General features: G+C 75.2%; 18 protein-coding genes and 1 pseudogene. 9 read left to right on the top strand and 10 right to left on the bottom strand.

What is annotated here, in order from left to right:
* Positions 1-35: 35 nt before the first annotated feature.
* A complete protein-coding gene (locus ACFY1T_RS15165; RefSeq protein WP_390788511.1) occupies positions 36-2,816 on the bottom strand; it encodes a phosphodiester glycosidase family protein in 2,781 nt (926 codons plus the stop codon).
* 182 nt (positions 2,817-2,998) lie between these two features.
* Here ACFY1T_RS15165 and ACFY1T_RS15160 point away from each other — a divergent pair, with 182 nt between their 5' ends.
* Positions 2,999-4,060 (top strand): DUF4328 domain-containing protein, encoded by a 1,062-nt coding sequence (locus tag ACFY1T_RS15160; protein WP_390788510.1) that lies wholly within the window; start codon positions 2,999-3,001, stop codon positions 4,058-4,060.
* A 27-nt stretch (positions 4,061-4,087) separates the two neighbouring features.
* On the opposite strand, the gene ACFY1T_RS15155 is transcribed toward ACFY1T_RS15160, so the two are convergent.
* Both ACFY1T_RS15155 and ACFY1T_RS15150 read right to left on the bottom strand, forming a co-directional pair.
* The gene (locus ACFY1T_RS15155; protein WP_390788509.1) at positions 4,088-6,154 is read right to left on the bottom strand and encodes a SpoIIE family protein phosphatase; all 2,067 of its coding nucleotides are present in this window, start codon (positions 6,152-6,154) and stop codon (positions 4,088-4,090) included.
* A 53-nt stretch (positions 6,155-6,207) separates the two neighbouring features.
* The gene (locus tag ACFY1T_RS15150) at positions 6,208-7,485 is read right to left on the bottom strand and encodes a DUF6777 domain-containing protein (protein WP_390788508.1); all 1,278 of its coding nucleotides are present in this window, start codon (positions 7,483-7,485) and stop codon (positions 6,208-6,210) included.
* A 97-nt stretch (positions 7,486-7,582) separates the two neighbouring features.
* On the opposite strand from ACFY1T_RS15150, the gene ACFY1T_RS15145 reads away from it, so the two are divergent.
* Complete coding sequence (locus ACFY1T_RS15145) at positions 7,583-8,908, top strand: streptophobe family protein (RefSeq protein ID WP_390788507.1); 1,326 nt, start codon at positions 7,583-7,585, stop codon at positions 8,906-8,908.
* Between the two features lie 18 nt (positions 8,909-8,926).
* On the opposite strand, the gene ACFY1T_RS15140 is transcribed toward ACFY1T_RS15145, so the two are convergent.
* The 3 genes from ACFY1T_RS15140 to ACFY1T_RS15130 are packed head-to-tail and all read right to left on the bottom strand — an operon-like array spanning position 8,927 to position 13,053.
* Entirely contained in the window at positions 8,927-9,871 is a 945-nt protein-coding gene (locus tag ACFY1T_RS15140; RefSeq protein WP_390788506.1) for a serine/threonine-protein kinase, read from the bottom strand.
* A complete protein-coding gene (locus tag ACFY1T_RS15135) occupies positions 9,871-10,590 on the bottom strand; it encodes a hypothetical protein (RefSeq protein ID WP_390788505.1) in 720 nt (239 codons plus the stop codon). The genes ACFY1T_RS15140 and ACFY1T_RS15135 overlap by 1 nt, the downstream gene beginning before the upstream one ends.
* Positions 10,591-10,596: 6 nt before the next feature.
* Entirely contained in the window at positions 10,597-13,053 is a 2,457-nt protein-coding gene (locus ACFY1T_RS15130) for an FHA domain-containing protein (RefSeq protein WP_390788504.1), read from the bottom strand.
* 161 nt (positions 13,054-13,214) lie between these two features.
* Between ACFY1T_RS15130 and ACFY1T_RS15125 the strand changes: the two genes are divergently transcribed.
* The 5 genes from ACFY1T_RS15125 (at position 13,215) to ACFY1T_RS15105 (ending at position 18,596) form a co-directional block, all read left to right on the top strand.
* The gene (locus ACFY1T_RS15125) at positions 13,215-14,306 is read left to right on the top strand and encodes a cation diffusion facilitator family transporter (RefSeq protein WP_390788503.1); all 1,092 of its coding nucleotides are present in this window, start codon (positions 13,215-13,217) and stop codon (positions 14,304-14,306) included.
* A gap of 64 nt (positions 14,307-14,370) precedes the next feature.
* Positions 14,371-14,853, top strand: coding sequence for an NUDIX domain-containing protein (locus ACFY1T_RS15120; protein ID WP_390788502.1), 483 nt, complete (start codon positions 14,371-14,373; stop codon positions 14,851-14,853).
* Positions 14,854-14,907: 54 nt separating this feature from the next.
* The gene (locus ACFY1T_RS15115) at positions 14,908-16,164 is read left to right on the top strand and encodes a Tm-1-like ATP-binding domain-containing protein (RefSeq protein ID WP_390788501.1); all 1,257 of its coding nucleotides are present in this window, start codon (positions 14,908-14,910) and stop codon (positions 16,162-16,164) included.
* Positions 16,165-16,359: 195 nt separating this feature from the next.
* Positions 16,360-17,982: a serine/threonine-protein kinase gene (locus ACFY1T_RS15110; protein WP_390788500.1), complete on the top strand. Its 1,623-nt coding sequence runs from the start codon at positions 16,360-16,362 to the stop codon at positions 17,980-17,982.
* Positions 17,979-18,596, top strand: a complete 618-nt coding sequence (locus tag ACFY1T_RS15105; RefSeq protein WP_390788499.1) for a hypothetical protein — start codon at positions 17,979-17,981, stop codon at positions 18,594-18,596. Before ACFY1T_RS15110 ends, ACFY1T_RS15105 begins: the two co-directional genes overlap by 4 nt.
* Before the next feature lie 281 nt (positions 18,597-18,877).
* On the opposite strand, the gene ACFY1T_RS15100 is transcribed toward ACFY1T_RS15105, so the two are convergent.
* Positions 18,878-20,167: an ATP-binding protein gene (locus ACFY1T_RS15100; protein WP_390788498.1), complete on the bottom strand. Its 1,290-nt coding sequence runs from the start codon at positions 20,165-20,167 to the stop codon at positions 18,878-18,880.
* Positions 20,168-20,327: 160 nt separating this feature from the next.
* On the opposite strand from ACFY1T_RS15100, the gene ACFY1T_RS15095 reads away from it, so the two are divergent.
* A complete protein-coding gene (locus ACFY1T_RS15095) occupies positions 20,328-21,839 on the top strand; it encodes a hypothetical protein (RefSeq protein ID WP_390788497.1) in 1,512 nt (503 codons plus the stop codon).
* Positions 21,840-21,846: 7 nt separating this feature from the next.
* Here ACFY1T_RS15095 and ACFY1T_RS15090 read toward each other — a convergent pair whose 3' ends face one another.
* Positions 21,847-22,662 carry an alpha/beta hydrolase gene (locus ACFY1T_RS15090; protein ID WP_390788496.1) on the bottom strand — a complete coding sequence of 272 codons (816 nt, stop codon included), beginning with the start codon at positions 22,660-22,662 and terminating at the stop codon, positions 21,847-21,849.
* 154 nt (positions 22,663-22,816) lie between these two features.
* Between ACFY1T_RS15090 and ACFY1T_RS15085 the strand changes: the two genes are divergently transcribed.
* Positions 22,817-23,581: a trypsin-like serine peptidase gene (locus ACFY1T_RS15085; RefSeq protein ID WP_390788495.1), complete on the top strand. Its 765-nt coding sequence runs from the start codon at positions 22,817-22,819 to the stop codon at positions 23,579-23,581.
* A 356-nt stretch (positions 23,582-23,937) separates the two neighbouring features.
* On the opposite strand, the pseudogene ACFY1T_RS15080 reads toward ACFY1T_RS15085, so the two are convergent.
* Positions 23,938-24,405: pseudogene (locus ACFY1T_RS15080) on the bottom strand (NUDIX domain-containing protein); the annotation flags it as partial.
* A 59-nt stretch (positions 24,406-24,464) separates the two neighbouring features.
* Entirely contained in the window at positions 24,465-26,060 is a 1,596-nt protein-coding gene (gene lnt / locus ACFY1T_RS15075) for an apolipoprotein N-acyltransferase (RefSeq protein WP_390788494.1), read from the bottom strand.
* Positions 26,061-26,098: the final 38 nt, after the last annotated feature.

Genomic DNA, 26,098 nt, shown 5'->3' with positions numbered 1-26,098 from the left:
CCCTTCGGGCGGACGGCGCTAGTTTGCGGACACCCCTAGGGCGTGTGGCGGACGGCCAGCCAGTCGCCCCTGGCGAAGGCGTCGGCGCCGACCAGGGTGCGGCCGGTACGCGGGGTGGTGATGGACAGGACGCCCTCGGAGCGGTCCGCCGCGAACTGCGGGGCGCCGAGGGTCAAGGTGGCGGCCCGTTTGCCGGTGGTGCGGCGGAACTCGGCGAGCAGGCGCCCCGTCAGGGCCTCTTCCTTGCGGTCCACGGTGGCGGGTGCGTACTCGCGTACGACGGCCAGCGCGCCCGTGCCCGGCTCACGGGCGGCGGCCGCCAGAGCCTCGCGCAGGGCGCGCATCCGGGACAGGCCGCCTCCGCGCACGGTGGGCGCGGCGGTGTCGAGCGGCAGGAACCGCACGCCGCGGTGTACGAACTCCGGCCGGTCGGTGCCGGTCAGCACGAAGTCGGCACCGGGGGCGCCGGCCCCGAGGGCGAACCTCCAGGGCCGCGCCCGGACCCGGGCCTCGGTGGCCACCACCGGATCCCGGACCACGGGCACGGCGGCGGGTCCGGTCGGCGGGGTCCGGGCGCCGAGGGTGTCGAGCGCGAGCCGCCCGGGGCGGGTCCCCCCGGCCGCCGAGAGCCGGGTCACGGCGAGCGGCGGCCGCGCGGTGGCCGGGAGCGCGAGAGTGACCTCCCGCCAGCCGGTCCAGTCCGCGGCGGGCCCGGTCAGCTTGACGGCGGCCCCGTCGGCGTCGGCCAGTTCCACGGCGGCCCGGGCCCCGGAGCCGTCGCCGCCGACCCAGAGCGTGAGCGCCCGGGCCAGCTCCGGCACGGGCAGGGGCCGGGGCGCTGCGGCGCTCCCCTGCGCTCCGGCCGCGGGCAGCTCCAGGGTGAGCCCGGCGCCCGCATGCCCCTCGGCCACGGAGACCCCCGCTCCGGTCCAGTCCCCGGCGTCGGCCAGATCGGTCACGGGCAGCGTCACCAACCCGACGCCGAGGGCGATGTCGGTGGACGCGCGGGAGGCTGCGGCCGCTCGGCCGGTCCCGGGTGCGGCGGCCGTGCCTGCCTCTCCGGACGCGGCGGGCGCGCCGGAGGCCCTGGGGGCACGGGGAGCACCGGCGCCACCCGGCGCAGGCGCCGCGCCGGCCGGCCGGACCGTGGCCCGCAGCCGGCCCGTGGCCTGTCGGACGAGGGCCGTGACGGTGAAGCCCCCTCGGCCGTCCTCGGTGACGCTCCACTGCGACCGGTCGAACTCCAGGGCCACGTCACGGGGTTCCACGACGGCGGCCGCGCCCTGCGCGTCGTACCCGGTCAGCCGGAACCCCGCGCTCTCCCCCCGCTCCGCGAGCCCGATCCGGGCCTGGCTGGGCCGGATCCGGGTCAGCGGGCCGAGCACCGTGAGCGGGAGCTCGCCGTGCGCCGTCGCGCGCCGGGCGTGCGCCGTCGCACGACCGGGGCGCACGGCGTGGAACACCCCGGTGGCGTCGACTCGGCCGGCTCCCTCGGCGAACCACACCGGTGCGCCCGGGGCCGGGCCCAGCAGCGCGTCGTATCCGGTGGCCGAGAGGGTCCGGGTGAGCCCGGGGAACACCCGGGTGAAGTCCTCGGCGGCGCCGCCGACGGCTTCGACCCGGTATCCGGCGGTCCGGCCGGAGCCCCTCGGGGCCGTGAGGACCAGCCCGTTCGGCACGGGCCGGAGCCGTCCGTCCGACGGGGAGTTCTCCAGGACCAGGGCGCTCGCCCCGCTCTGCCCGGCGAGCAGGGTCGTGGAGCCGCCGCCGTCGAGGTTCAGGGCCTCGTAGGCGCCGAGCCGGTGCATCAGCGCGCCCAGCGCGGTCAGCGTGAGACCGCCGCTGTCCCGCTGGCGGCCGTCGACGGCGAGGATCCGCAGCCGCCGCCCGTCCCGCGAGAAGCCGACGGCCGTGCGGGGGGCGGCGGTGTCGTTCGGTTCGCCGTCGTGGTTCTGCGGCACGCCGGCCACGACGAGGGCCTCGCGCCCGCCGACGGCCGCCACCGGGACGGGGCCCGCACCCGGGACGGCCCGGGCGGATACGGCGACGGCGTCCCCGGGCCGCAGAGCCGCGAGTTCGGCGGCGACGGCGCCTCCGGCGGGAGCGGCCAGCAGGACGGTGCCGGGGCCGGGGCGCTCCCGGCGGACCGGGCCCCGGGCGGGCGGGGCAGCGGCCGTGACCCGGCCGTCCCGGACCGCGACGGCGGTACCCAGCGCGGGCAGCTGCGTCCCCGGCCAGTCGGCGGTGTACGCGGAGAGGCCCTCGGCGGCGGGCCGGGCCGCGTTGTAGCCGGCCAGCGGGCGCACCGCACCGCCCGGCAGGGTGACGCTCCCGTCGAGGCCGAGGCGCAGCACCCGGCCGCTGCCGTCGGCGCCGAAGCCGACGGCCGGCGCCGCGCCGGGCCCGGGGCCCGCGGAGTGCAGCAGCCGGCCGCCGCCCAGACCGGGGCCGAGCGGTGCGCCCGTACCCCGGATGTCGAAGAAGTCGCCGTTGACCGCGGCGACCACGCGCCGTCCGGGCCCGGCGGGATGGCGGGCGGCGGACTCGGCGAGGGTGGCCGGGCCGCGGCCGCCCAGGTACTCGGCGCGCACCCCGCCGCTCCCGCCGAGGTCGACGAGGAGTTCGTCGATCCGCAGCCAGCGGTCGGCCTCCAGCCGGTCGTACGATTCCAGCCGGATCCCGGGGGCGATCTCCCGGCCGGTACGGGCGGTCTCGATCCCCTCGGACCCCGGGCCGACGGCCCGCGCGGGGGCGGCGGCGGGGGTGACGAGGAGGGCGGCGAGCAGGACGGGCAGCAGCGGACGCGGGCTCAGCACCCCGGCAGGATCGGCCACTCGGACCGCCCCCGGCGGGCACTGCCGTCCGTGCCCCGCGGTTTCAGCCATTCGCCCGGCATCCGGACCCCGGATAAGGATTTGGCGGCCGCATGCCCGGCTGGCAAGGTTCGAGCGTGCCCGCCGCAGGTCGGCGGGCAAACGCATCTCTGCATCATGTTCCCGTGGGGGGTACGCACCGCATGTCCGTCAACGAGCCGCAGGGCCCACCGACTCCACCTCCGGCTCAGGCCCCGTCCCCGGCTCCGGCCCCGTCCCCGGCTCCGGCCGAGGCCCCGACGGCGCCGCAGCCCGCGGCCGAGGCCGACGCCTTGGTCGCGACCGCAGCCGCGACCGCGGCCCCTGCGCCGGAGGACGGGCCGACACCGCCGCAGCCGTACCCGGCGCCGGCGTACCCGGCCCAGCCCCACCCCGGCCCGCAGCCCTACCCGGCCCCGCCGTACGCCGGACAGCCGTACGCGGGACAGCCGTACGCCGGACAGCCGTACGCGGGACAGCCCCTGTCCGGCCACCCCGCCGGCCCGTACCCCGGCATGCCGTACGCCGCCCCGTGGCCCCCCGCGGACGTGCTGCGCTCCCCGCGCGGCCTGGCGGTCGCGGTCACCGCGCTGCTGGGGGTCGCCGCCGCGGTGAACCTGTTCTCGGCAGCCGTCGGCGGATACGTCTTCTCCCTCATGAAGAGCGTGATCGCCGACCCGGCGGACGTCGGCCAGGGCACGCTCGAGCGGGCGGACGTGCTGACCTCGGTCGCCGGCTCCCTCCAGCGCCTGATCATGCTGGCGACGACGGTCGTCTTCATCGTCTGGTTCCACCGGGTCCGGGTGAACGGCGAGATCATGCGCCCCGATGCCTTCTCGCAGAAGCGCGGCTGGGCCATCGGTGGCTGGTTCGTCCCGATCGGCAACTTCTTCCTGCCGTTCCGGACCGCCAAGCAGATCTGGACCGCCAGCACGCAGTTGGCGCCCGACGGCTCCTTCCGCGCGTTCTCGGCCCGGCCCCTCAACGCCTGGTGGACCGCGTGGGTCCTCTCGCTGCTGTCCTCCCTGGTGTACAGCGCCAAGTACCAGCGGGCCGCGACCCCCGAGGCGCTGCGCGAGGCGTCGACGGTGGGGACCGTCGCGGACCTCCTCACGGTCGCCGCGGCCGTCCTCGCCATCGTCTTCGTCCGCAAGCTGACGGCCATGCAGACCACGAAGGCGGAACAGGGCCCGTACGCGGCGGTCTGACCCGCCGTCCGGCGGCGCCCGCGCGGCTCACGCGGCCGCGTGCCCCGGGACGGCGAACTCGCACCACACGCTCTTCCCGCCGCCCCGGGGCTCCACGCCCCACTCCTGTGCCAGCCGGTCCACCAGCATCAGGCCGCGCCCCGACACCGCCCAGTCGCCCGCCTCGCGCCGGCGCGGCAGGGCGCTGCTGGTGTCCTCGACCTCGATCCGGATCCGCCCCTCCGAGGTCAGCCGTACGTTGACGTGGCCGCCGCCGTCGGTGTGCACGAGGGCGTTGGTCATCAGCTCGTCCGCCGCCAGTTCGATCTCGTCGGCCCGTTCCTCGGCTCCCCACGCGGACACCGCCGCGCGGATCAGGTGGCGGGCCATGGCCGGGCCGTCGGGGTCTCCGGGATGGAGCGGCAGGCGCAGCGGCCCGCCGCCGCGCGCGGCGGGGGTGCCGCGGCGGCGCAGCAGGAGCAGGGCCATGTCGTCGCCGACACCCGCGTCACCGACGAGGTCGCACAGGACGTCGGCGAGCTCCTCCACGTCCGCCGGCCCGCCGTGGACCGCCTCCATGAGCTCCTGCATCCCCGCCTCGGGGGCGCCGTCCGGCCGTTCGAGCAGACCGTCCGTGCACAGCACCAAGGTGTCGCCGGGGTGCAGTTCGAGGCTGGTCACGGGATAGCCGGAGCCGGTGCCCGACCCGTCGCGGGGCGGCAGCCCGAGCGGGAGTCCGCCCGCCACAGGGATGCGGTGGCAGCTTCCGTCGCCGCGCCGCACGACCGGGTCGAGGTGGCCGGCGCGGACCAGCTGGAGCATGCCGGTGCTCAGGTCCACCTCGGCGTACGTACAGGTGGCGAACCGGTCCGTCTCCAGCTCCCGCAGGAAGGCCGAGGCCCGCGCCATGGCGGTGCCGGGCGTGTGCCCCTCGGCCACGTACGCCCGCAGGACGATCCGCAGCTGGCCCATCACGGCCGCGGCATCCGTGTCGTGCCCCTCCACGTCGCCGATCATCACCCCGACGCGGCCCTCGCCGAGCGGGACCACGTCGTACCAGTCCCCGCCGATGTCCCGCCCCATCCGGGCGGCCCGGTACCGTACGGCGATCCGCGCGCCCGGCACCTCCGGGATGCGGCGCGGCAGCATCGCCCGCTGCAGCCCCTCCGCCAGGTCGTGCTCCTGCTCGAAGAGGATGGCCCGCTGGAGGCTCTGCGCGATGCCGCTGCCGAGTGCGACGAGCAGGTTGCGCTCCTCGGCGGTGAAGTCCCCGTCCCGCGTGTACAGCAGCCCGAGTGCGCCTACGGCCCGGCCCTGCGCGATCAGCGGCAGGTAGACGCCGCTGCGCACGGACAGCGGCTCGATGTACGGCCAGAGCTGCGGGTAGCTCCGCTGGAACTCCTCGCGCGAGGCGATGAAGACCGGCTGGAGGTTGCGTACGGCCTCGCTCATCGGCAGCCGCGCGTCGATGCGGGTGTACTCGATCTCCGGGACGTAACTGCCGAGCTGCCCCTCCGCGACGAGGTGGATCCGGCCGCCGTCGACGATGCCGAGCATCACGCTGACCGCGCCGAGGTGGCCGAGGGCCTCGGGGTCCTTGAGGACGTCGGTCACGTCGTTGACGGTGCGGGCGTGGGCCAGGATCGCGCTGGTCCGCTCGACGACACCGGTCATCCGGCGGCGTCCCTCGTCCTGCTGGCCGCCGGCGCCGGGCTCGCCGGGATCGTGGGCGGCGTCGCGCAGGATCCCGATGATCCGGTACGGCCGGCCGTTCACCTCGCGCAGGATGTGGCCCTGGATGTGGGTCCAGACGGGGGTTCCGTCGCGCAGACGGGTGCGTACGTACGCCCCGTAGTGGCTGCGGCCGTCCTTGAGCGCCTGGGCGACCCGGGCGTCGAGCCGGACCTCCTCGCCCGGCGGCACCCGTGCCCGCAGCCCCTCGGGGGTGCCGGTGAACTCCTCCGGGCGCAGGTCGAGGACCTCGAGGGCGGTGGGATCCAGATGCATCTGCCCACTGTCGAGGTCCCAGTCGAAGGTGCCCATGCGGTTGAGCGCGAGGCTCATGTCCGGCTGTGCGGGCCAGTCGAACTCGGGGCTCGCTCCCCTTTCGGCCATGCAGCCAGGGTCTCACCGTTCCCGTACGCGTGCCCGTACAAGCCGCCCGCCCGTCAGCCGGGCCCCTGAGCGGACGGTGTGGCGGAGTCCGCCGGCTTCCCCGGCGGGGGCTCGGACGCCGGCTCCGACGCGGGCCCGGACGCCGGTTTGGACGCGGGCTCGGAAGCCGGTTTGGACGCGGGCTCGGACGCGGGCCGGGACGGGGGCGCGGAGGACGGCGGCGCGGAGGACGGCGGGGGCGGGGACACGGACGCCGTTTCGGCCGGGGAGCGCGAGGGCGGCGGCGGGCTCGGGGGCTGCGCCGAGGTCGCGGGGGCGGGGTGCGAAGGCGTGACCGGCGCGGGCGGGAGCACCGGCGGCGGCACGGGCTTGTCGTGCGTCCCCCGGTGGTCGCCCCGGCCCCGCTCGAACCAGCCCCGGTCGTGCTGGTCGTAGATCACGAACTTGTGGACGACCGTCTGCGACGGCGCGATGACCACCACCTTCGACGGCTGGTACGAGCTCCACGGCTGCCCGTGCCGCTTCGGGTCGGCCGGCAGCGGCACGGGGGCACCGAGCGGGTTGCCGCACGCGCACCGCACCCGCGGCACCCCCCGGTCGTCGATCAGCACCGCCGTCCCGGCCTGGAGCACCGCCTGGTAGGGGGTGGCCTTCCCGTCGCGGTAGCCGTGGTTGGTGACCCGGGTGTCCGTGCGCAGCTGCACCGGGGTCAGGGCGCGCAGGTATCCGGGTACGGACTCCGGCCGGATGCCGAGCGCCGAGGCGAAGGCCCCGTTCTTGGCGGGCTCGGCGGACAGCGCACCGATCTGCTTCTCGACGTCGCAGCTGGCCGCGGACCGGGTGCCGCCGTACAGGCCGGGCGCCGAACCGCTGATGCTGGGCGTGGCGGTGGTGCCGGTGCCGGGCGTGGCGCTGCGCGCCGACGGCGCCGGGCTCTGCGGCGGCGGTACGGCCTCCCGCGTGACGGTGGACTCGGTGAAGGGGGCGGGTCCGGTGGCCGCGGCGGGCTGGAGGAACACCTCGCCCCGGGCGGCGGGGGAACCGCTCGGCCGGGTCAGCACCACGGCCAGGACCACGGCGGCGGCCACCGCCACGAGTGCGGTGGCCAGCTTCGGTACCGAACGCCACCAGGGCCCCTTGGCGGCCGGCCCCGGCGGCCCCGGCGGCGGGCCCCCGGACGGCGGAGCGGGCGGCGGCGGAGTCGGCGGCGGTCCCTGCCGGCCGCCCGAGAGGGGGCCGGACGGAGGACCGGTGGGGCGGCCCGCGGGCTGCTGAGAGGACTGCGTGGGCCGCTGCGGCTCCTGGCCGGGGCCGGAAGGTTGCGTGGTCACGGGCTCTTCTTCCAGGCGGCGGAGTTCCGGTCCCTGCGGACCATTGTGTGCGTCGTCCCGGTGGTGGCCGCAAGCCGAGCGTGCCTACGGTTGCGGCGTGAGTGCGAGCAGTCCGTCATCACCGCGTCCGGCAGCACCGGGTGCGGCATCGCCGGGTGCGGCATCCGGGATCTCGGCGCGCGCCTGGCGGGACGCCCTGGTCGCCGTCGTGGCGGGTTTCGCGCTGATGGCCGCCGTCGCCGCGGCCGGTCTGGCCTGCGCGGGCGCCACCGGTCTGCCGGACGGCGCGTTCCCCCGGGTGGTCGCGGCGGTCGTCGTGATGGCGGCCGGCGGATCGGTGGAGGTGACGGGCGGGGCGGGCTTCCTGGCCGAGGCCGACGCGAGCCTGGCCGTACTCCCGCTCTCGGTCAGTCTCGCCGGGGCCCTGGCGGCCGGGTCCCTCTTCCTGCGTCCCCTGCACAACCGGGCCGTGGCCCGGCCGGGGGAACTCCTGACCCGGGCCGGCCCGTTGGTCCTGTTGTGGCTGCTCGCCCTCACCGGCGCCTCGCTCCTCGCCCGCCAGACCTTCGGGATCGCCACCGGCGACTCCCCGGTGGCCGACCTCGCCGAGGTCCTCGACGCCTCCCCGAAGGTCGGCTTCCGGGCCGCCCTGCCCGCGACCCTCGGCTTCGGGCTGCTGTGGATCCTGGGCCTGCTGCTGATCGCCCTGCTGGTCTCGCGCCGGGCGCCGCTCCCGCCCCGGCTGGTCCGCTTCCACGCGGCGGTGCGCCCCGCCGCCTTCGCCACCGTGGCCCTGCTCCTCGCGTACGTGGTGCTCGGCGTCGTCGTCGGTCTGGTGGTGGCGGCCACCCAGGGCCACGCGGACCGGACCTTCGCCGTGATCCTGCTCGGCCTGCCGAACCTGGTCTGGCTCGGGCTCACCCTGGGCTTCGGCGGAGCCTGGGAGGGCAAGGTGGAGGGGCCGCTCGGGCTGCCGATGCCGCAGCTGCTGGACGAGGTGCTGCGCGGGACCGACCTGTCCCGGGTCGACGTGGCCTCGCTCGCCGAGCGGGACTCCCGGGCCTGGTGGCTGGTGGTCGTCGCCGCCGTCCTGCTGCTCGCTACGGGCTTCCTGGCCGCCGTACGCTCCCCGGCCGGGGTCCGCGCCCGGCAGCACGCGCTCCATCTGGGCGTGGCCCTCGCCCTCGCCACCTTGATGGTGTGCCTGCTGGCCGGTGTCCAGGCCCGGTTCGGGCTGTCGCTGCTGGGCATCGGCGACGTCGGCGGGCTCGGCGGCGCCGTGGAGCTGCGCCCGCTGCTGTGGCGCAACGTGGGCCTGGCCCTGCTGTGGGGTGCCCTCGCGGGCTTCCTCGGTGCGCTGGCGGCCCGCCGGGTCCACCGCCGCGGTCTCGTCGAGGAGCCGCCCGCGGCCGCCGGCAGGTGACCGTACGGCCGCCGGCCGTCACCCCGTGGCTTCGCCCCCGAACGCCGGCAGCGCCCAGCGCGGCGGGGGCGGCGTGCCGGGCGGCGGATCCGGCTCCGCTCCTGCCCGGCGCAGCGCCCCCGTGAACTCCAGGCAGCTGCTCCACCGGTCGTCCGGCGCTTTGGCCAGGGCCTTCGCCAGCACCTCGTCGACCGCCGCCGGCAGACCGGGCCGCCGTGAGCTCACCGCGGGCGGCGGATCGAACTGGTGGGCCCAGAGCAGCGCCATGTCGTCGTCCCGCCGGAACGGCGGGCTCCCGGTCAGCGTCTCGTACACGACGCAGCCCAGGCTGTAGACGTCGCAGCGGGCGTCGACGGGCTTGCCGGAGATCTGCTCGGGCGCCACGTAGTCCAGGGTGCCGACGAACTGCCCGACGCTCGTGAACCCGGTCAGCGACAGGGACTTCTTCGTCAGCCCGAAGTCCGTCAGGTACACGTGCTCCGGGTGCTCGCCGTCCGTCCCCTCCGCGACCAGGATGTTCCCCGGTTTCACGTCCCGGTGGACCAGGTCGTGGGCGTGGGCCGCGTCCAGCGCCGAGGCCACCTGGCCCGCGATCCGGGCCGCGGTCTCCACCGGCAGCGGCCCGGTGCGGTCCAGCAGGGCGCGCAGGTCCTGTCCGGGGACGTACCTCATCGCGATGTACAGCAGCCCGTCCGTCTCGCCCGCCTCGAAGACCGGCACGATGTGCGGGTGGTCGATGGCCGCGGCGACCTTGGACTCGTGGGCGAAGCGCTGCCGGAAGACGTCGTTGCGGGCGAGTTCGGGGGCCAGCAGCTTCAGCGCGACCGGTCGGTCCAGCCGCAGGTCGCGGGCGAGGTAGACGACCGCCATCCCGCCCCGGCCGATCTCGCTCTCCACCAGGTACCCGGCGATCCGCTTCCCGCGGAGGTCGCTGGGGCGCCCGCCCAGCGGCTCGGCGGCCATCACCGCCCTCCGCCCTCGGGCGGGGTCACGATCCGCGTGGGCTCGTGCCCGGCGTCCCGCCCGGCCGCGGCGGCCCGCGCCGGGTCCGGCCGTACGTCGGCTTCGTCCCCGCGCTCCTCACCCGCCGACGACACCGACGCCGACGGCCCTTGGGGCCCCTGGGACCCTTGGGACCCTTGGGACCCTTGGGGCTCCGACGGCTGAGGATCGGCCGGGGCCCCGGGCGCCTCGCCGACCGCGTACGTCACGAGGCCGGTGGCGTCCCCGTACATCCAGCGCCCGCCGGCCTCCTCGTACAGCCAGACGGACTCCCCGTCCACCACGATGCCCGCCCGCAGCCCCCGGGTCGCCCGACGGAACGCCTCGGTGCCGGTGCGCCCCGAGGCGAGTTCGGCGGCGGCCTGCCGGTAGCGCTCGAGGGCCTCGGCCGCCTGCGCGAGCAGCGGCAGCGGGTCCTCGGCGCGCTCCGGCGCCCGGCCGCCGGTCGGCGGGGGCGGCTCGGGTACGGGGACCAGGAGCCGCCCGTCCACCCAGGCGGACCAGCCGTTGGCGCACAGGATCTCCCCCCACTCCCCGCGCCGCGACAGCAGCTGTACGGGCAGGAAGGGGTCCAGGGCCGCGGTGGGCCGGGAGAGGTCCGGCCCCTCCCACGCGGGCAGCCCCTCCCGGGGGACCACGTGGGTGGGGTGGAAGTCGGCGGGTCCGGCCGCGCTGGTCATCGGCGGCTACTTCCGCATGATCGCGGGCTCGTGGCGGCGCAGCAGCCGCAGGACCAGCACCCCGAACAGGACGGACAGGGCGACGAGCATCCCCATGTCCAGCAGCCACACCCCGGGGCTGTGCGCGAAGAGCGGGTCGTCCGTGATCTTCCCGGGCACGATCGCGCCGAGGTCGATGGTCGCGGCCATGGCGCCGAGCGCCCACCGGGAGGGCACCAGCCAGGCCAGCTGTCCGATCACCGGCACGCCGTCGAGCTGGAGCAGGGCCCCGCAGAAGACCACCTGGACGATGGCGAGGAGGACCAGCAGCGGCATGGTGACCTCCTCCTTCCGGACCAGGGCGGAGACCAGCAGGCCGAGCATCATCGCGGTGAAGGACAGCAGGGCCACGGCGAGGGTGATCTCGATCAGGGGCGGCATGAAGACGCCCTCGCCTCCGGGGGCGTTGGTGTCCACCCCGTACAGGCCGACCAGCGTCAGCACGACGGCCTGGGCGACGGTGACGGCGCCGAGCACCAGCACCTTCGACATCAGGTAGGCGGATCTGGACAGGCCGACGGCCCGTTCCCGCTGGTAGATGACGCGTTCCTTGACCAGCTCGCGTACGGCGTTGGCGGCGCCGGTCAGCACGCCGCCGACACACAGGATGAGCAGGGCGTTGATCGCCGTCTCCGCGGTGAGGGTGCTGCCGGCGAGGGCCCGGGTCATGGCGCCCATGACGAACGGCAGCGCGATCATGATGGCGAGGAAGGTGCGGTCCGCGCTGAGGGCGGCGGCGTAGCGGCGCATCAGGGTGGAGAGCTGGGAGCCCCAGCTCTGGGCCTTGGGCGGTGGGGTGGCGAACGCGGCCGCCGCGGACCGGTCCCCCTCCGTCCGGGGCTGCCGCGCGGCGTTGCGTACGTACGTGCCGTGCTGCGGGGAGCTGCGGTATTCCCCCGCCCAGTCCCGGCCGCGCTCGTTCTCGAACGCTTCGAACGCCTCGGGCCACTGCTCGAAGCCGAAGAAGCCGAGGGTCTCCTCGGGCGGCCCGAAGTACGCGATGCGTCCGCCCGGGGCGAGGACCAGCAGCCGGTCGCAGACGTCGAGGCTGAGCACGCTGTGGGTGACGACGATGACGGTGCGGCCGTCGTCGGCGAGGCCGCGCAGCATGTGCATGACCGACCGGTCCATGCCGGGGTCGAGGCCGGAGGTGGGCTCGTCCAGGAAGAGCAGGGAGGGCTTGGTCAGCAGTTCGAGGGCGACGGAGACGCGTTTGCGCTGGCCGCCGGAGAGGCTGTGGATGGGCTGGTCGGCACGTTGCCCGAGGCCGAGTTCGCCGATCACCTCGTCGACGCGGGCCTGGCGTTCGGCGCGCGCGGTGTCCTGCGGGAAGCGCAGTTCGGCGGCGTAGGTGAGGGCGCGGCGGACGGTGAGCTGGGCGTGCAGGATGTCGTCCTGGGGGACGAGCCCGATGCGGCTGCGCAGTTCGGCGTAGTCGCGGTAGAGGTCGCGGCCGTCGTAGAGGACCGTCCCGTGGTCGGCGGGGCGCAGTCCGGTGAGGGCGCCGAGGAGGGTGGACTTGCCGGCTCCGCTCGGGCCGACGACGGCGAGCAGGCATTTGGCGCCGACGGGGAAGGAGACGTGGTCGAGCAGGGTCTTGCGGCCGTGGTCGACGGAGACCGCGAGGTCCTGGACGTCGAGGGAGACCTCGCCGGTGTCGACGTACTCCTGGAGCTGGTCGCCGACGAGGCACAGGGCGGTGTGGCCGATGCCGATGATGTCCCCTTCGGCGACGGGGGCGCGTTCGGTGCGGGTGCCGTTGAGGAAGGTGCCGTTGTGGCTGCCGAGGTCGGCGATCTCGTACGTGCCGTCGGCGAGGGCGCGCAGTTCGGCGTGGCGGCGGGACACGATGAGGTCGTCGATGACGAGGTCGTTGGCGGGGGCGCGGCCGATGCGCACGGCGGTACGGGCGGGCAGCGGGCGCACGGTGGTGGGACGGCGGAAGGTGCCGGTCAGGGCCGGGTACGACACCGAGGACGGCCGGGCGCCGACGGGTCCGCCGACGGGGTCGATCGGGGCGCCGGATGCAGCGGGCGCGGCCGGGGCGACGGGCGCGGCCGGCGTCGCGGCAGGGGTCGGGGCCGGGGTCGGCGTCGGCGTCGGCGTCGGGCCGAGCAGCAGGGCGCGCGGGCCGTCGGTGGCGGCGCCGAAGCGCAGCTCGCTGCCCGCGCCGACGCTCCACGCGTGGATGCGGTGGCCGTCGGCCCAGGTGCCGTTGGTGCTGTCCTCGTCCTCCACGGTCCAGTGGTCTCCGTCGGGGCGCAGGATCGCGTGGTGCCAGGAGACCCGGGCGTCGTCGAGGCAGATCTCGCACAGGGGGTCGCGGCCGACGTGGTACGTCCGTCCCGGGACCATCGCGGTGGTGCCGGCGTCGGTTTCCAGGACGAGCTCGGGCGCGGTCGGCGCACCGGGGCGCTGGGCCATGTGCAGATTTTCCCACGATCCGCCCGGCTCGGCAGCGATCTGCATCACCGCAGGTCAGCGGCCTCTTATGGGTAATGACAACGGTCCCCGTTGCAGCCTTTGCCCATTGCGTCACGGTGCGCTTCACTTCACGCGTCGGAACCGAACACACGGGGGACGCCATGAGTGGGCTCGACCACGCGCACGACCGCCACGCGCCGCACGACCACGGCCACGACCACGCCGCGGGCCACGACCACGGGCACGGCGGGCACGGGCACGGCGGGCACGGCCACGGCGGGCACGGCCACGGCGGGCACGGCCACGGCGTCTCCGCCGACGCCGACCGCCGCTGGCTGGCCATCGCGCTCGGCCTCATCGGCACCTTCATGGCGATCGAGGTCGTCATCGGCATCGTGGCCCAGTCACTCGCCCTGATCTCCGACGCCGCCCACATGCTCACCGACGCCGTCTCGATCGTCCTCGCGCTGATCGCGATGCGGCTCGCGGCCCGCCCGGCGCGCGGCGGGTTCACCTACGGCCTCAAGCGCGCGGAGATACTCTCCGCCCAGGCCAACGGGCTCACCCTGCTCCTGCTCGCCGTCTGGCTGGCGTACGAGGCGGTCCGGCGGCTGCTCGACCCGCCGCCCGTGGCGGGCGGGCTGGTCCTCGTGACCGCGCTCGCGGGCATCGTCGTGAACGTGGCCGCCGCGTGGTGCATCTCCAAGGCGAACCGCTCCTCGCTCGCCGTCGAGGGCGCCTACCAGCACATCCTGAACGACCTGTTCGCCTTCATCGGCACCGCCGTCGCCGGCCTGATGGTGCTGACGACCGGATTCGTCCAGGCCGACGCGATCGCCACGCTCGTGGTCGTGGTGCTGATGGTCAAGGCGGGCTACGGGCTGGTCCGCGAGTCCGGCCGGATCTTCCTGGAGGCCGCCCCGGCGCACATGGACCCGGACGCGGTCGGCGACCGGCTCGTCGGACACCCTCCGGTCACCGAGGTGCACGACCTGCACATCTGGACCATCACCTCCGGACAGGCGGCGCTGTCCGCGCACGTCCTGGTCGAACCGGCCGGCGACTGCCACGCCGTGCGCCGCGACCTGGAGCGCCTGCTGGAGAAGGAGTACGGGATCACCCACACCACCCTCCAGGTGGACCACGTGCAGGAGGCCCTGCTCACGGTCGGGCGCCCGGGCGAGGACCCGGCCGACCCGCACTGCGCGGACGCGCACGGCCCGGTGCACCGGCAGGGCCCGCACGACCACTGAGGAGCCCGCGCGCGGGGCGGGCCTCGACCACTGAGGAGCCCGCGCGCGGGGCATACATGGACGCATGACGCAGAAGCGCAGCGCCGGACTGCTCCTGTTCCGCACCGCCGCCGGGCCCGCCGGCTCCCCGGACGGGGGCATCGAGGTACTCCTCGGCCACATGGGCGGCCCGTTCTGGGAGCACAAGGACGACGGTTCCTGGGCCATCCCCAAGGGCGAGTACGAGGAGGACGAGGCCCCGATCGACGCGGCCCGCCGGGAGTTCACCGAGGAGATCGGCCTGCCGCCGCCCGAGGGGCCGTACCTCCCGCTGGGCGAGCTGCGGATCCCCGGCGGCAAGCTGGTGACGATCTGGGCGGTGCGGGCGGACCTGGATCCGGCGCTGATGGTCCCCGGGACCTTCACCATGGAATGGCCTCCGCACTCGGGCCGGACGCAGGAATTCCCCGAACTGGACCGGGTGGCCTGGTTCACTCCCCCGGTGGCCGAAACCAAGCTGATTCCCTCTCAAATTCCCTTTCTCCAGAGGCTGTTGGGGCTTTCCTGAGGTTGACCCGACCTTGACTTGCCAACAAACCCCACGTGCATGGACATTGCACATATGACGAACGTCGTGCTGGTGGGAACCCTGGACACCAAGGGTGTCGAGTACGGCTGGCTGCGCGAGAGGCTGCTGCGCGCCGGCGTCGAGGTGATCATGGTCGACACAGGAATCATGGGCGATCCCCGGGTGCCCGCGGACGTACCGCGCGAAGCGGTCGCCCGGGCGGCCGGGACGGAACTGTCGGAACTGCGAGCGGCCGGGGACCGGGGCGCGGCCGTGACGGCGATGGCCAGAGGTGCCGAGGCGACGCTGTTACGGCTGCACGCCGAGGGCCGGCTGCACGCGGTGCTCGCCATAGGCGGCAGCGGCGGCACCTCCATCGCCACCCGGGCCATGCGCGCGCTGCCGCTCGGCGTGCCGAAGCTGATGGTCTCGTCCATGGCGTCCGGCGACGTGGCCCCGTACGTCGGATCCTGCGACATCACGATGATGTACAGCGTGGTGGACATCGCGGGGATCAACAGCATCTCCGCGCCGGTCATGGCGAACGCGGTCGAGGCGGCCGCGGGGATGGCCAAGGCCTTCCAACGGGCCTCCATGGAGCTGCACCGGCCGGCCCGGCTGGGCGCCGGCTCCCGCCCGCTGATCGCGGCGAGCATGGCGGGCGTCACCACGATCGGCGTGGACGCCGCCCGCGAGCGGCTGACCGCACTCGGCTACGAGGTGCTGGTCTTCCACGTGAGCGGCACCGGCGGCCGCACCCTGGAAACCCTGGCCGGTCAGGGCATCTTCGCGGGCGTCCTCGACCTCACGCTCAGCGAGCTCGCCGACGACCTGTGCGGCGGGATACTCAGCGCCGGCCCCGACCGCCTCAGCGCCGCGGGGCGGGCCGGGATACCGCAGGTGGTGAGCCTGGGGGCACTGGACATGGTGAAGTTCGGCCCGCTGGAGACCCTGCCCGAACGGGCCCGCTACCGGCGGGTCCACGTACACAATCCGTCCATCACGGTGATCCGCACGACCCGCTCCGAATGCGCGGAGCTCGGCCGCCGGGTCGCCGCCAAACTCCGGGCCGCGACCGGCCCCACGGCCGTGTGCGTCCCACTCCGCGGACTGTCCACGCTCGGCGCCCCGGGCGGCACCTACCACGACCCGGACGCGGACCGGGCCCTGTTCTCGGCGCTGCGCGAGGGGCTGCGGGGCAGTTCCGCCCGGCTCTACGACTACGACACCCACATCAACGACCCGGACTTCGGGAGGGCGGCGGCCGACCGGCTGCACACCATGATCGGCGCGGCGGCGGCCGCGGCGTGACCCCGGGAAGACCCGTGTACAACCCCCGTGGAACCACCCTGACCACCCTGTGAAATGCTCCGCGCGGTTGGGAACCGGCCGTGGCGGAAACCGTGTCCCTGGGTGTGGCCGCCCGGCACGGGCGGCCGCCCGGGGCCCGGCGACGCGGCGCCGGCACAGGGACACGGCCACGGGACACGGGTACGGACGGGGGGCATGACGATGAAGAACGCGTGGACGGTGCCCGGCTATGCGCAGGTCCGGGAGCTCGGCTCGGGCGGCAGCGGCCGCGTGGTGCTCGCCGTCCACGAGGCCACGGGCACGCCGGTCGCGGTGAAGTACCTCAGCGACCGGCTGCGCGAGGACCCGGCGTTCGTCGGGGAGTTCCGGGCCGAGGCCCGCCTCCTCGGCGGACTGGACACCCCGTACGTGGTCCGGTTGTACGAGTACGTCGAGCACGCGGCGGCTCCCGGCGGCGCCGCCATCGTGATGGAGCTGGTCGACGGGATCTCCCTGCGCGCCCTGCTCAAGCAGGCCGGGCAGGCCGATCCCGAGGCCGCTCTCGTGGTGCTCAAGGGCTCGCTGCTGGGCCTGGCCGCGGCACACCGGGCGGGCGTGGTCCACCGCGACTACAAGCCCGAGAACGTGCTGGTCTCCGCCGACGGCTCCTCGAAGCTGGTGGACTTCGGGATCGCGGCGCGCCGCGGTACGACCCCCGGGGTGGCCGGCACCCCGGCGTACATGGCCCCCGAGCAGTGGCAGGGCCGCCCGGCCTCCCCCGCCGCCGACGTGTACGCGGCGACGGCGACCTTCTTCGAGTGCCTGACCGGCCGCAAGCCCTTCGCCGGGGAGAACTTCGCGGAGCTCGCGGTCCAGCACATCGAGGCGCCCGTCCCGGAGACCGAGGCCCCGGAGCCGGTCCGCCCGCTGATCCGGCGGGGCCTGGCCAAGGCCCCGGAGGAGCGCCCGGAGGACGCCGAGCAGTTCGTCTCCGAGCTGGAGGGCGTGGCGCTGGCCGCCTACGGGCCCGACTGGGAGGAGCGCGGGCAGCGCAAGCTCGCGGCGCTCGCCGCGCTGCTGCCGCTGCTGTTCCCGTCCGCCGGCGCCCCGGCCGCGGGCACCACGGCGGTGGCGACGACCACGATCGCGCAGCCCTCGCGCTGGGCTCCGGGCCGGCGCGGGCTGATCGCGGGCGGCGCCGCACTGGTCCTCGGCGTGCTGACGGCGCTCACGTACAGCGCGGCCGGCGGGGAGGCCGGCGGGGCCGCCGCGCTGAACGCCTTCGCGACGTCGAGTGCGAGCCCCGGCGCCACGGGCCCCTCGCCGGCGCCGGGTCCGAGCACGTCGGCGAGCCCCTCGCCGTCCGCTTCCCCGTCCCCCTCCCTCTCCCCGTCCGCCTCCGCGTCGCCCTCGTCCACGCCGAGCCCCGGCTACTCGCCGGTGGTGACACCCACCGTCACGGCGCCGACCACCCCGCCGCCCACCACCACCCCGCCGCCCTCGCCGAAGCCGACGGTGGTCGTCGGCGCGGTGTCCGTCACCATCCGCCAGACGGGCGTCTCCGTCGGCCAGGCGACCGTGAGCGTCGACGCGAAGGGCACCGCGCCGGTGACGGTGGTGCTCGAATGGTTCACGGGTGACGTGGCGGGGCGGCTGGGCAAGGCGGACGGCGCCGCGGACACCCTCACCTACCAGCCGGGCGCCGCCGCACCTCTCGTCAAGACCCACACGTTCTCCGGCGCGGGCTGCTACTGGGGCGTGCGCGCCACCACCAAGCCCGCCGCCGGCAACGGTTCCTCGACCAGCCAGGTCTTCATCAGGCGGTGCACGATCTCATGAGCGACAGCGACAGCGACGACGACTACAGCGCCACCGTCCTCGGCAGCCACTGGTTCAGCGGACCGCAGCCGACGCAGCAGCAGACCCGAATCCAGCCGCGGGAGGCCGTGCCCGACCGGGTCGAGGGCTCGGTCCTGCGCTTCGGGCCCGGGGTGACGGCCGCCATGCCGGCGCCGTTCCCCGTGGTGGTCGCGGAGCCGGTGCCGCGCCGCCGGCTCGGGGAATGGCGGCGGTACACCCTGGCCGTAGTGGTCCTGCTCGCCGTGCTCGCGTACCTGGCCTGGCAGCGGTACGGACCCGCCATCGAGGTACGGGACGTCACGGTCGCGACCGCCGACCCGCAGGGTCCCGGCTGCGATTCGACCGCCGACGTGGTGGCCGTCGTACGGACCAACGGCCGGCCGGGGACCCTCACCTACCGGTGGGTCCGCTCCGACGGCACGCAGTCGGAGCAGCTCACCGAGCGGGTGCCGCGCGGCAGGAAGGAAGCGCGGCTGCACCTGCTGTGGACCTTCCAGGGCCGCGGGACGTACGGGGCCGAGGCCGAGCTCCGGCTTCTCTCGCCCGGGGAGCGCACCGCGTCGACGCGGTTCACGTACCGCTGCGCGGGATAGTCCTTCCGGCCGGGGCGGCCGGCCCTGCGGTGGCCGTCCGGCCGAAGCGCGCGCACCGCGCCCGCTGGTTGACTCGAAGGCGTTGACGAGGGCTCAGGGACGCCCTCAGGCACCCCTGCGCGTCACGTTCCGGCCGGCGAACACCCCCACCGGAGCGTGGCCGTCCCGCACGGATGCCAGTCCGCGCGGGAGGCCCGCAGCCGCTTTGGGGAGTGGCCGCGGGCCATCCTGCCGACCTTTCCGTGGCAGGCCGGCCCCGTGTCCCGACCCCGTCCGGGGTCTCAGAACCTGGCGTGGGCGGTGATGTCCGCCTCGAACTCGCCCGTCATCGCGGGCGTCACCGTCGGCCGGCACTGCGCGATCGCCGCCAGGTGGTCCTGCGTGGAGGCCCCGAACTGGGCCGCCGCCGCTCCGCGCGCACCCACCGCCTCCAGGTCCCGCTCGAAGGACACCTGCGCCGCGATCCGTGCCGCGTGTTCGATGTCGGCCGGGGTGAACAGCTCGCTCGCGGCCACCAGCGCCGCCACGTCCACATCGGTGCGGCCCGCCGTGTGGCGGGACCACATCGCGGCGCGCGCCCCGGCGTCCGGGGTGCCGATCGGGATCAGGTAGTCGAAGCGCCCGGGCCGCAGGAATGCCGGGTCCAGCGAGCGGATGGAGTTGGTGGCGCACACCAGCAGCCGCTCGCCGCCCTCCCGGAATCCGGGGATCAGCTTCAGCAGCTCGTTGGTCACCCCGTGGATCCCGCCGGGCTGCGCGGGCTCGGTGCGCACGGGCGCGATCTCCTCGACCTCGTCGATGAAGACGAGGACCCGCTCCAGCTCGGCGATCCGGGCGAACGCGGCGCGCAGCGCGGCGGCCAGGTTCCCCTCGTCGGCGAGGCGGGAGGGCAGCAGTTCCACGAAGGGCCAGCCGAGCCGGGAGGCGATGGCCCGGGCGAAGGTGGTCTTGCCGGTGCCGGGCGGGCCGAAGAGGGTGATGGCGCGCGGCGGCCGCACCCCGTGCGCGGCGGCCCGCTCGGGCTCGGCCAGCGGGAGGACCACGCGCCGTTCTATGAGGTCCTTCTCGCGCTCCATCCCGGCGACCTTGGCCCACAGGTCGCCCTGGAGGAAGCGGCCGCCGAGGTCGTCGAGGAGGCCGGCGGCCGGTCCGTGCAGCGGCTCGGTCTTCTCGAAGTAGGCGACGGCGGGCTGGCGCGTGTAGCCGGCGTTGAGCAGGCCCTCCCCGAGCAGGTCCTCCTCGGGCAGGACGTACGCGATCCGCCCGACGCGGGCGGCGATCAGCCGCCGCTCCAGCTCGACGAGGAGGGCGCTGGCCAGGCCCCGGCCGCGCCAGCCGGCGGCGATCGCGATCCGCATGACCCAGGCGCGCTCGCCGGTGACGCAGGCGAGGGCCGCGCCGATCGGGACGCCCTGGTGGACGGCGACCACGCAGGGCTGCCGGCCGGTGAGGGCGCTGATGCACTCGGCGAGCGAGAAGACGGACTCCTGGCCGAGTTCGGCCGTGGTGTCGATCAGGTGGACCACCGCGGCGAGATCGCTCTCGCGGTAGTCGTGGATGAGCCAGTTCACCGGGTACCGCCCCTCGTTCGTGCTCCTGCGGCGAGGCTAGGGGCGGGCGGGTCAGGCGATCACGCTCCGCGGTGCACAACAGCCGGTCCGGAAACCGTCCGTGTCGTCCATAGACTGGTGTCTTCCGCCCGAACGCCAGACCTAGGATTCCAGCGCCTTCATGCATTGCCACATACCCGCGGCCCGTCGCGGGCCCCTCATCTGGCTCATCCCCTCCCTGTGGACCCTGGCGTTCGGCCTCTGGGGGCTCTCGCGACAGGACAGCGTGTGGCGGGACGAGGCGGCGACCTGGCAGGTGGCCGGGCGCTCGACGGGCGAGATCGTGGACATGCTCGGCAACGTCGACGCGGTGCACGGGCTGTACTACCTGCTGATGCACGGGCTCTTCGAGGTCTTCGGGGCGGGTACGACGACCCTGCGGCTGCCGTCGGTCCTGGCGGTGGCGGCCGCCGCGGCCTGCGTGGCCGTGATCGGGCGGCGGCTGGCCGGGTTCTGGGCGGGGCTCGGCGGCGGGCTGGCGCTCGCCCTGCTGCCGGCCGTGCAGTTCTACCTCCAGGAGGGCCGCCCGTACGCGCTGGTCGCGGCCGGTGCCGGACTCTCCACCCTGCTGCTGGTCTCGCTGCTGTCCGGGGTGTCCGAAGGTTCCGGGGCCGGGCGGAGCGGGCGGACGGGGCGGCGGTCCTGGCCGCGGTGGACGGCGTACGCGATCACGGTGCTGGTGTGCGCGCTGCTGAACTGGCTCTCGCTGCTGGTCCTGCCCGCGCACGCGGCGACGCTGTGGTGGGTGCGGGCCGGCCGCGGGGTGTGGCTGCGCTGGGCCGCGTACGGGGCCTGCGCGGTCGCCGGGGCGCTGCCGCTGGTGCTGTTCAGCCGGAGCCAGTCCGACCAGGTGTCCTGGATACCGCCGCTGACCTGGCACATGATGATCGGCCCGGCGATCCTGCTGACCGTCGGGGGGCTCTGCGCCCTCGCGGACCGGCCGCGGGCGGGCCGGCTGTCGGCGGCGGCCGTCGGGCTGCCGCTGCTGGCGGTCCCGCAGCTCGGCCTGATCGGGATCTCCCTGGTCCAGCCGCTGTTCCTGGACCGGTACGTGCTGTTCAGCATGGTGGGGCTGGCCCTGCTGATCGGGGCGGGGCTGGGGGCGGCCGTACGGGCAGTCCGGCCCGTGTTCCCCGACGGGGCCGGCCTGCTCGTGCCGGGAGCGATCGGGATCTCGGTGCTGGCGCTGCTCCCGGTGGAGCTGGGCAAGCGGGCTCCGGCCAGCCGGGTCGACGACGTCATGGCGGTGGCCGGGGAGGTGGCCCGGCTGGGGCGGCCCGGGGACGCGGTGCTGTTCGTACCGGCGGCCCGGCGGGACACGGCGCTCGTGTCGCCGCGGGCCTTCGCGGGGCTGGCGGACGTGGCCCTGGAGCGCGGTCCCGTGGCCTCGGCCACCCTCAAGGGCGAGGAGGCGGACCCGGCGCGGATCCGGGAAGCGCTGCTCGGGCGGTCGCGGGTGCTGCTGGTGACGGACGCGGCGAAGGTGGCGAAGCCCTCGGGGGCCGCCCGGGACGCGGCGAAGGCCGCGGTGCTGAAGGAGCGGTTCACCGTGGTGGAGGACCGGCAGGTCAGGGGCCGCCGGGTGACGGTGTACGAGCGGCGCGAGGCGCTGTCCGCGAAGGACACCCCCTAGCCTGCGTTCACGCGGCCGCGGCGGCGGTGTGGGAGTCCAGCCAGGACAGTGAGGCACGGGCCAGGTCCGGCCAGCCGTGGTCGACGGTCAGGGAGTGGCCGCGGTCCTCGAAACACTGGTACTCGGTGGTCGCGTGCGAGTGGCGGTACTGCTGGTAGGTCGAGCGGGTCAACAGGTCCGGGACGGTGTGGTCGAGCCGGCCGGACAGCAGGAGCAGGGGGCCCCGGGTCTCGTTCGCGGTGTCGACCTCCGCCGGGGAGTGCGGGGTGAAGTTGCCGAGGGCCAGCTGGAACAGCGGCCGGGCGGTGCTCGGGATGGTCCACTCGTCGTAGAGCTCCTCGGACTCCTCCTCGGAGACGGCGTTGGCGAAGCCGTAGCGGAACTGCTCGCGGTTGAGCGAGACGGACCGGCGGGTGTTGCCCGGGTTGTGCAGGACGGCGAACGTCGACTTGGCCTGGGCCGGGGCGATGGCCTTGACGCCCTTGATCTGCCCGGGGCAGATGGCGACGGCGGCCTCCGCGAGACCCTGGCCCAGCAGGTGCTGGGCGATGAACCCGCCGACCGAGTGCCCGACGAGGACCGGCCGGACGGGCAGGTCGCGGATCACCTTGGCGTGTGCGTCGGAGATCTCGACGAGTCCCACCCCGGCCTGGTCGTCGGGGCGGCGGCGGGCCTCGGCGACGGTGTCCGGGACCCCGGGCCACTCCGGCAGCACGGGCTCGTAGCCGGCCTCCCTGAAGGCGTCGGCCCACCCCTCCCAGCTCGTCGAATGCAGCCAGAGACCGTGGATGAACACCACGGGCGTGCGGTGCTGTGCGGTCATGGGGGGACACCTCCTGGGCCCCCCTGCCGGCCTCTGCCAGTCTCGCCCGCGCGGCGGGCGGCCGCCTGCGGAGCCCGGATTCACAGGACATTCATATGGAATACGAGGCTCCGGGCATAGCTTCGACGGGGAGGCTCGGGGCATGATCCCCCGCATGCTTCCTCGACCGGCCCACAGCGCCCGCACCCGGCGGGCCTCCCGGATCCTGCTGGCGCTGGCCGCGATGGCCGCGCTGCTGAGCGTGGACCTGCCCGACGCGGCGGCCGTGCCGCCGCTGGGGGTCACCGCCGAGGCCGGGTCCGATCCGACGGCGAACCGGGTGGGCGCGCTGTTCGCGGGCTCCCTCGACGGCGGGCACTTCTGCACCGCGGCCGTGGTGCACAGCGACGACCGCAACGTGATCGCGACCGCCGCGCACTGCCTGGACAACCCGGACACCACCGTGTTCGCGCCGGGCTACCGGGACGGCAAGGCCCCGTACGGGACGTGGAAGCTGACCGGCGTGTCCCTCGCCCCGGGCTGGACGGGCGGCAAGGACCCGGACGAGGACATCGCCTTCGCGACGGTCGCCCCGGCGGACGGCGGCACGGCCCGCGTCGAGGACGCGGTGGGCGGCTTCCCGGTCGCCTCCGAACAGCCGGACGACGTGACGGTGACGATCCTCGGCTACCCCAGCAGCGACGAGGCCCCGCTGCGCTGCGCGAACGCCACGAGCCTGTTCTCCGGGACCCAGCGCCGGATCGACTGCCCCGACCTCAGCGGCGGCACGAGCGGCAGCCCCTGGCTGGCGGACGGCGCCCTGGCCGGCGTCCTCGGCGGCTACGAGGGCGGCGGCACGGTCCCGGAGGTCTCGTACAGCGCGGTCATGGACGACCAGGCTCTGGAGCTCTACCGCGAAGCGGCGGTATCCGCCGGCTGACCGACCCCCTCGTCACCGGCCCGACCGACCCCGTCCGTGTGGAAGTCGTCCGGCCGCTCCTGCCGGAGCCGTCCGCAGCGGTTGTCGAGCAGTTCGGCCGCCTCGGGCAGGCTGGAGCCGAACTCCTCCCGGATCTTCTGCACGGCCTGGATCCTGCGGCCGCCGAGGATCAGGTGGTCGACCCGCGACCAGCTCGCCTCCGTGGCCTCACTCGCCCCCTTCAGTGACTCGACCTGGATCCGCAGCCGCGCGAGGTCGCCCAGGGCCGCGTCGCGCTCGACGCGGGTCCGCTCCAGTTCCGCGCGGAGGGCTTCCGCGCCCTCGACCGCAGGCGCCGTCTCCCCCGCCGGGCCCGCCGCCGGCGCGAACCAGGTCGGGTCCTCGGTCCGGGCGCGCAGGATGCGGTCCACCGCGAAGGGTTCCAGCTCGGGCAGGGCGTCCACCTCGAACCAGGCCACCTCCAGCGACTCGCTGTCGTTGACGCGGGCCTCGCCGCCGGTGGCGCGGCAGCGGAAGGTGATGTCCTGGAACTGGCAGGCGTCGCCGTTCGGGTACGTGATCGGTTCGAGCATCTGGACCAGCACCACCCGCTCCGGGACGCAGTGCACCGCCGTCTCCTCGTACACCTCGCGCACCGCCGTCTGCGCGGGCTGCTCCCCCGGCTCGGCGATCCCGCCGACCACGGACCAGCGGCCGGTGTCGGAGCGGCGGCCGAGCAGGACCCGCCCGTGGTCGTCGAAGACGATGGCGGTCACCCCGGGCAGCAGGAGCAGCTGGTTCCCGGCGGAGGCGCGGATCTGGCGGATGAACTCGGGTGTGGTCATCCTCCGACCCTACGAGGCCGCGGGCAGTGACCGCGGCCGCGCACCCCGGCCGGCCGCGGTCAGGCGGCCGTCCCGCGGGACCGGATCCGGCGGGCGAGGGTCCAGCCGAGGCCGCCCGCGGCGGCCAGGAGCAGCACGTACTCCGCCAGCGGCCCGAAACGGGTGGCCGGGGTCTGCGTGGAGCGCAGCGGGATCTCCGCGACCAGCGCGTCCGCCGTGAACATCTTCGTCTCCTGGACGATCTGCCCGTCGGGCCGGATCACGGCGCTGACACCGCTGGTGACGGGCACGAGCACGGTCCGGCTGTGCTCGACCGCCCGGACCCGGTCCATCGCGAGCTGCTGGTACGTCATCTGCGAGCGGCCGAACGTGGCGTTGTTGCTCGGCACGGCGATCACCTGCGCCCCGTCCTGGACGGTGGAGCGCACGGCGTCGTCGAAGGCGGCCTCGAAGCAGGTCACCATGCCGACCGCGCTGCCGTCCATGGCGAAGACGCCCGGCTCCTTGCCGGGGCCGAAGTCGCGCTGCACCCGGTCCACGTCCGAGCTGAAGAGGCGGACGAAGGACCGCATCGGGATGCGCTCTCCGAAGGGCTGGATCTTGCGCTTGTCGTACGTGTCCACCGGCCCCTTCACCGGGTCCCACAAGATCATCGTGTTGCGCAGCGGGCCGGTCTCCGGGGCCACCACGGTGCCGATCGCGACCGGCACGCCGATGGCCTTGACCGCGTTGTCGATGACCTCGTACGCGTCGGGCTGGGTGTACGGGTCGATGTCCGAGGAGTTCTCCGGCCAGACGACGAAGTCGGGCTTCGGGACCCGGCCGGCCTTGACGTCCGCGGCGAGCTGGAGCGTGCGGTTGGCGTGGTTGTCGAGGACCGCGCGGCGCTGGGCGTTGAAGTCGAACCCGGCGCGCGGGACGTTGCCCTGGATGACGGCGGCCACGGCGGTGCCCTCCTCGGCGGCGTCGGAGACCAGCGGCCTGGACGCGAGCGCCCCGGCGAGCGGGGCGGCCACGGCGGTGGCGGCGAGCAGCGCGGCGGTGGCCCGCCGGGTGTCGGCGCCGACGCGCAGGGCCTCGTACAGCCCGAATCCGCACAGGGCCACGGCGAAGGAGAGCAGCGGGGTGCCGCCGAGGGCGGCGAGCGGGAGGAAGACGCCGTCGGCCTGGCCGAAGGCGAGCTTGCCCCAGGGGAAGCCGCCGAAGGGGGCCCGGGCGCGCAGCGCCTCGCCGGCGATCCAGACGGCCGCACCCCACAGCGGCCAGGCGGGGAGCCGGCTGACGAGGGCGATCCCGAGACAGGTGAGGCCGATCAGGAGGGCTTCGAGGGTGGCGAGGGCCAGCCACGGGATCGGGCCGACGCCCTCGCTGGTCCAGATGAGCAGCGGCAGCAGGAAGCCCAGGCCGTGCAGGAGGCCGAGGCCGAAGCCGGCGCGGGCGCGGCGGCCGCGGAGGCAGGCACCGAGCATGGCGAGGGCGAAGGGGGCCAGCCACCACAGGGGGCGGGGCGGGAAGCTCAGGTAGAGCAGCGCGCCGGAGCCGACGGCGAGGGCGGCGCGCAGCGGCCACCCCTTCCAGGCGGGTGCGGCCGTGGTTCCGGGTTCCGCTTCGCCGGCGGTGCCGGATCCGCGCTGCGCGGTGATGCTGCTGCTCATCTGCCGGAGTGTACGTGCCCGCCCGCGGCGGCGGGAGG

The organism is Streptomyces sp. NPDC001194, from assembly GCF_042896985.1.
GTDB lineage: Bacteria > Actinomycetota > Actinomycetes > Streptomycetales > Streptomycetaceae > Streptomyces.
This window is presented reverse-complemented; position numbering and strand designations above follow the sequence as displayed.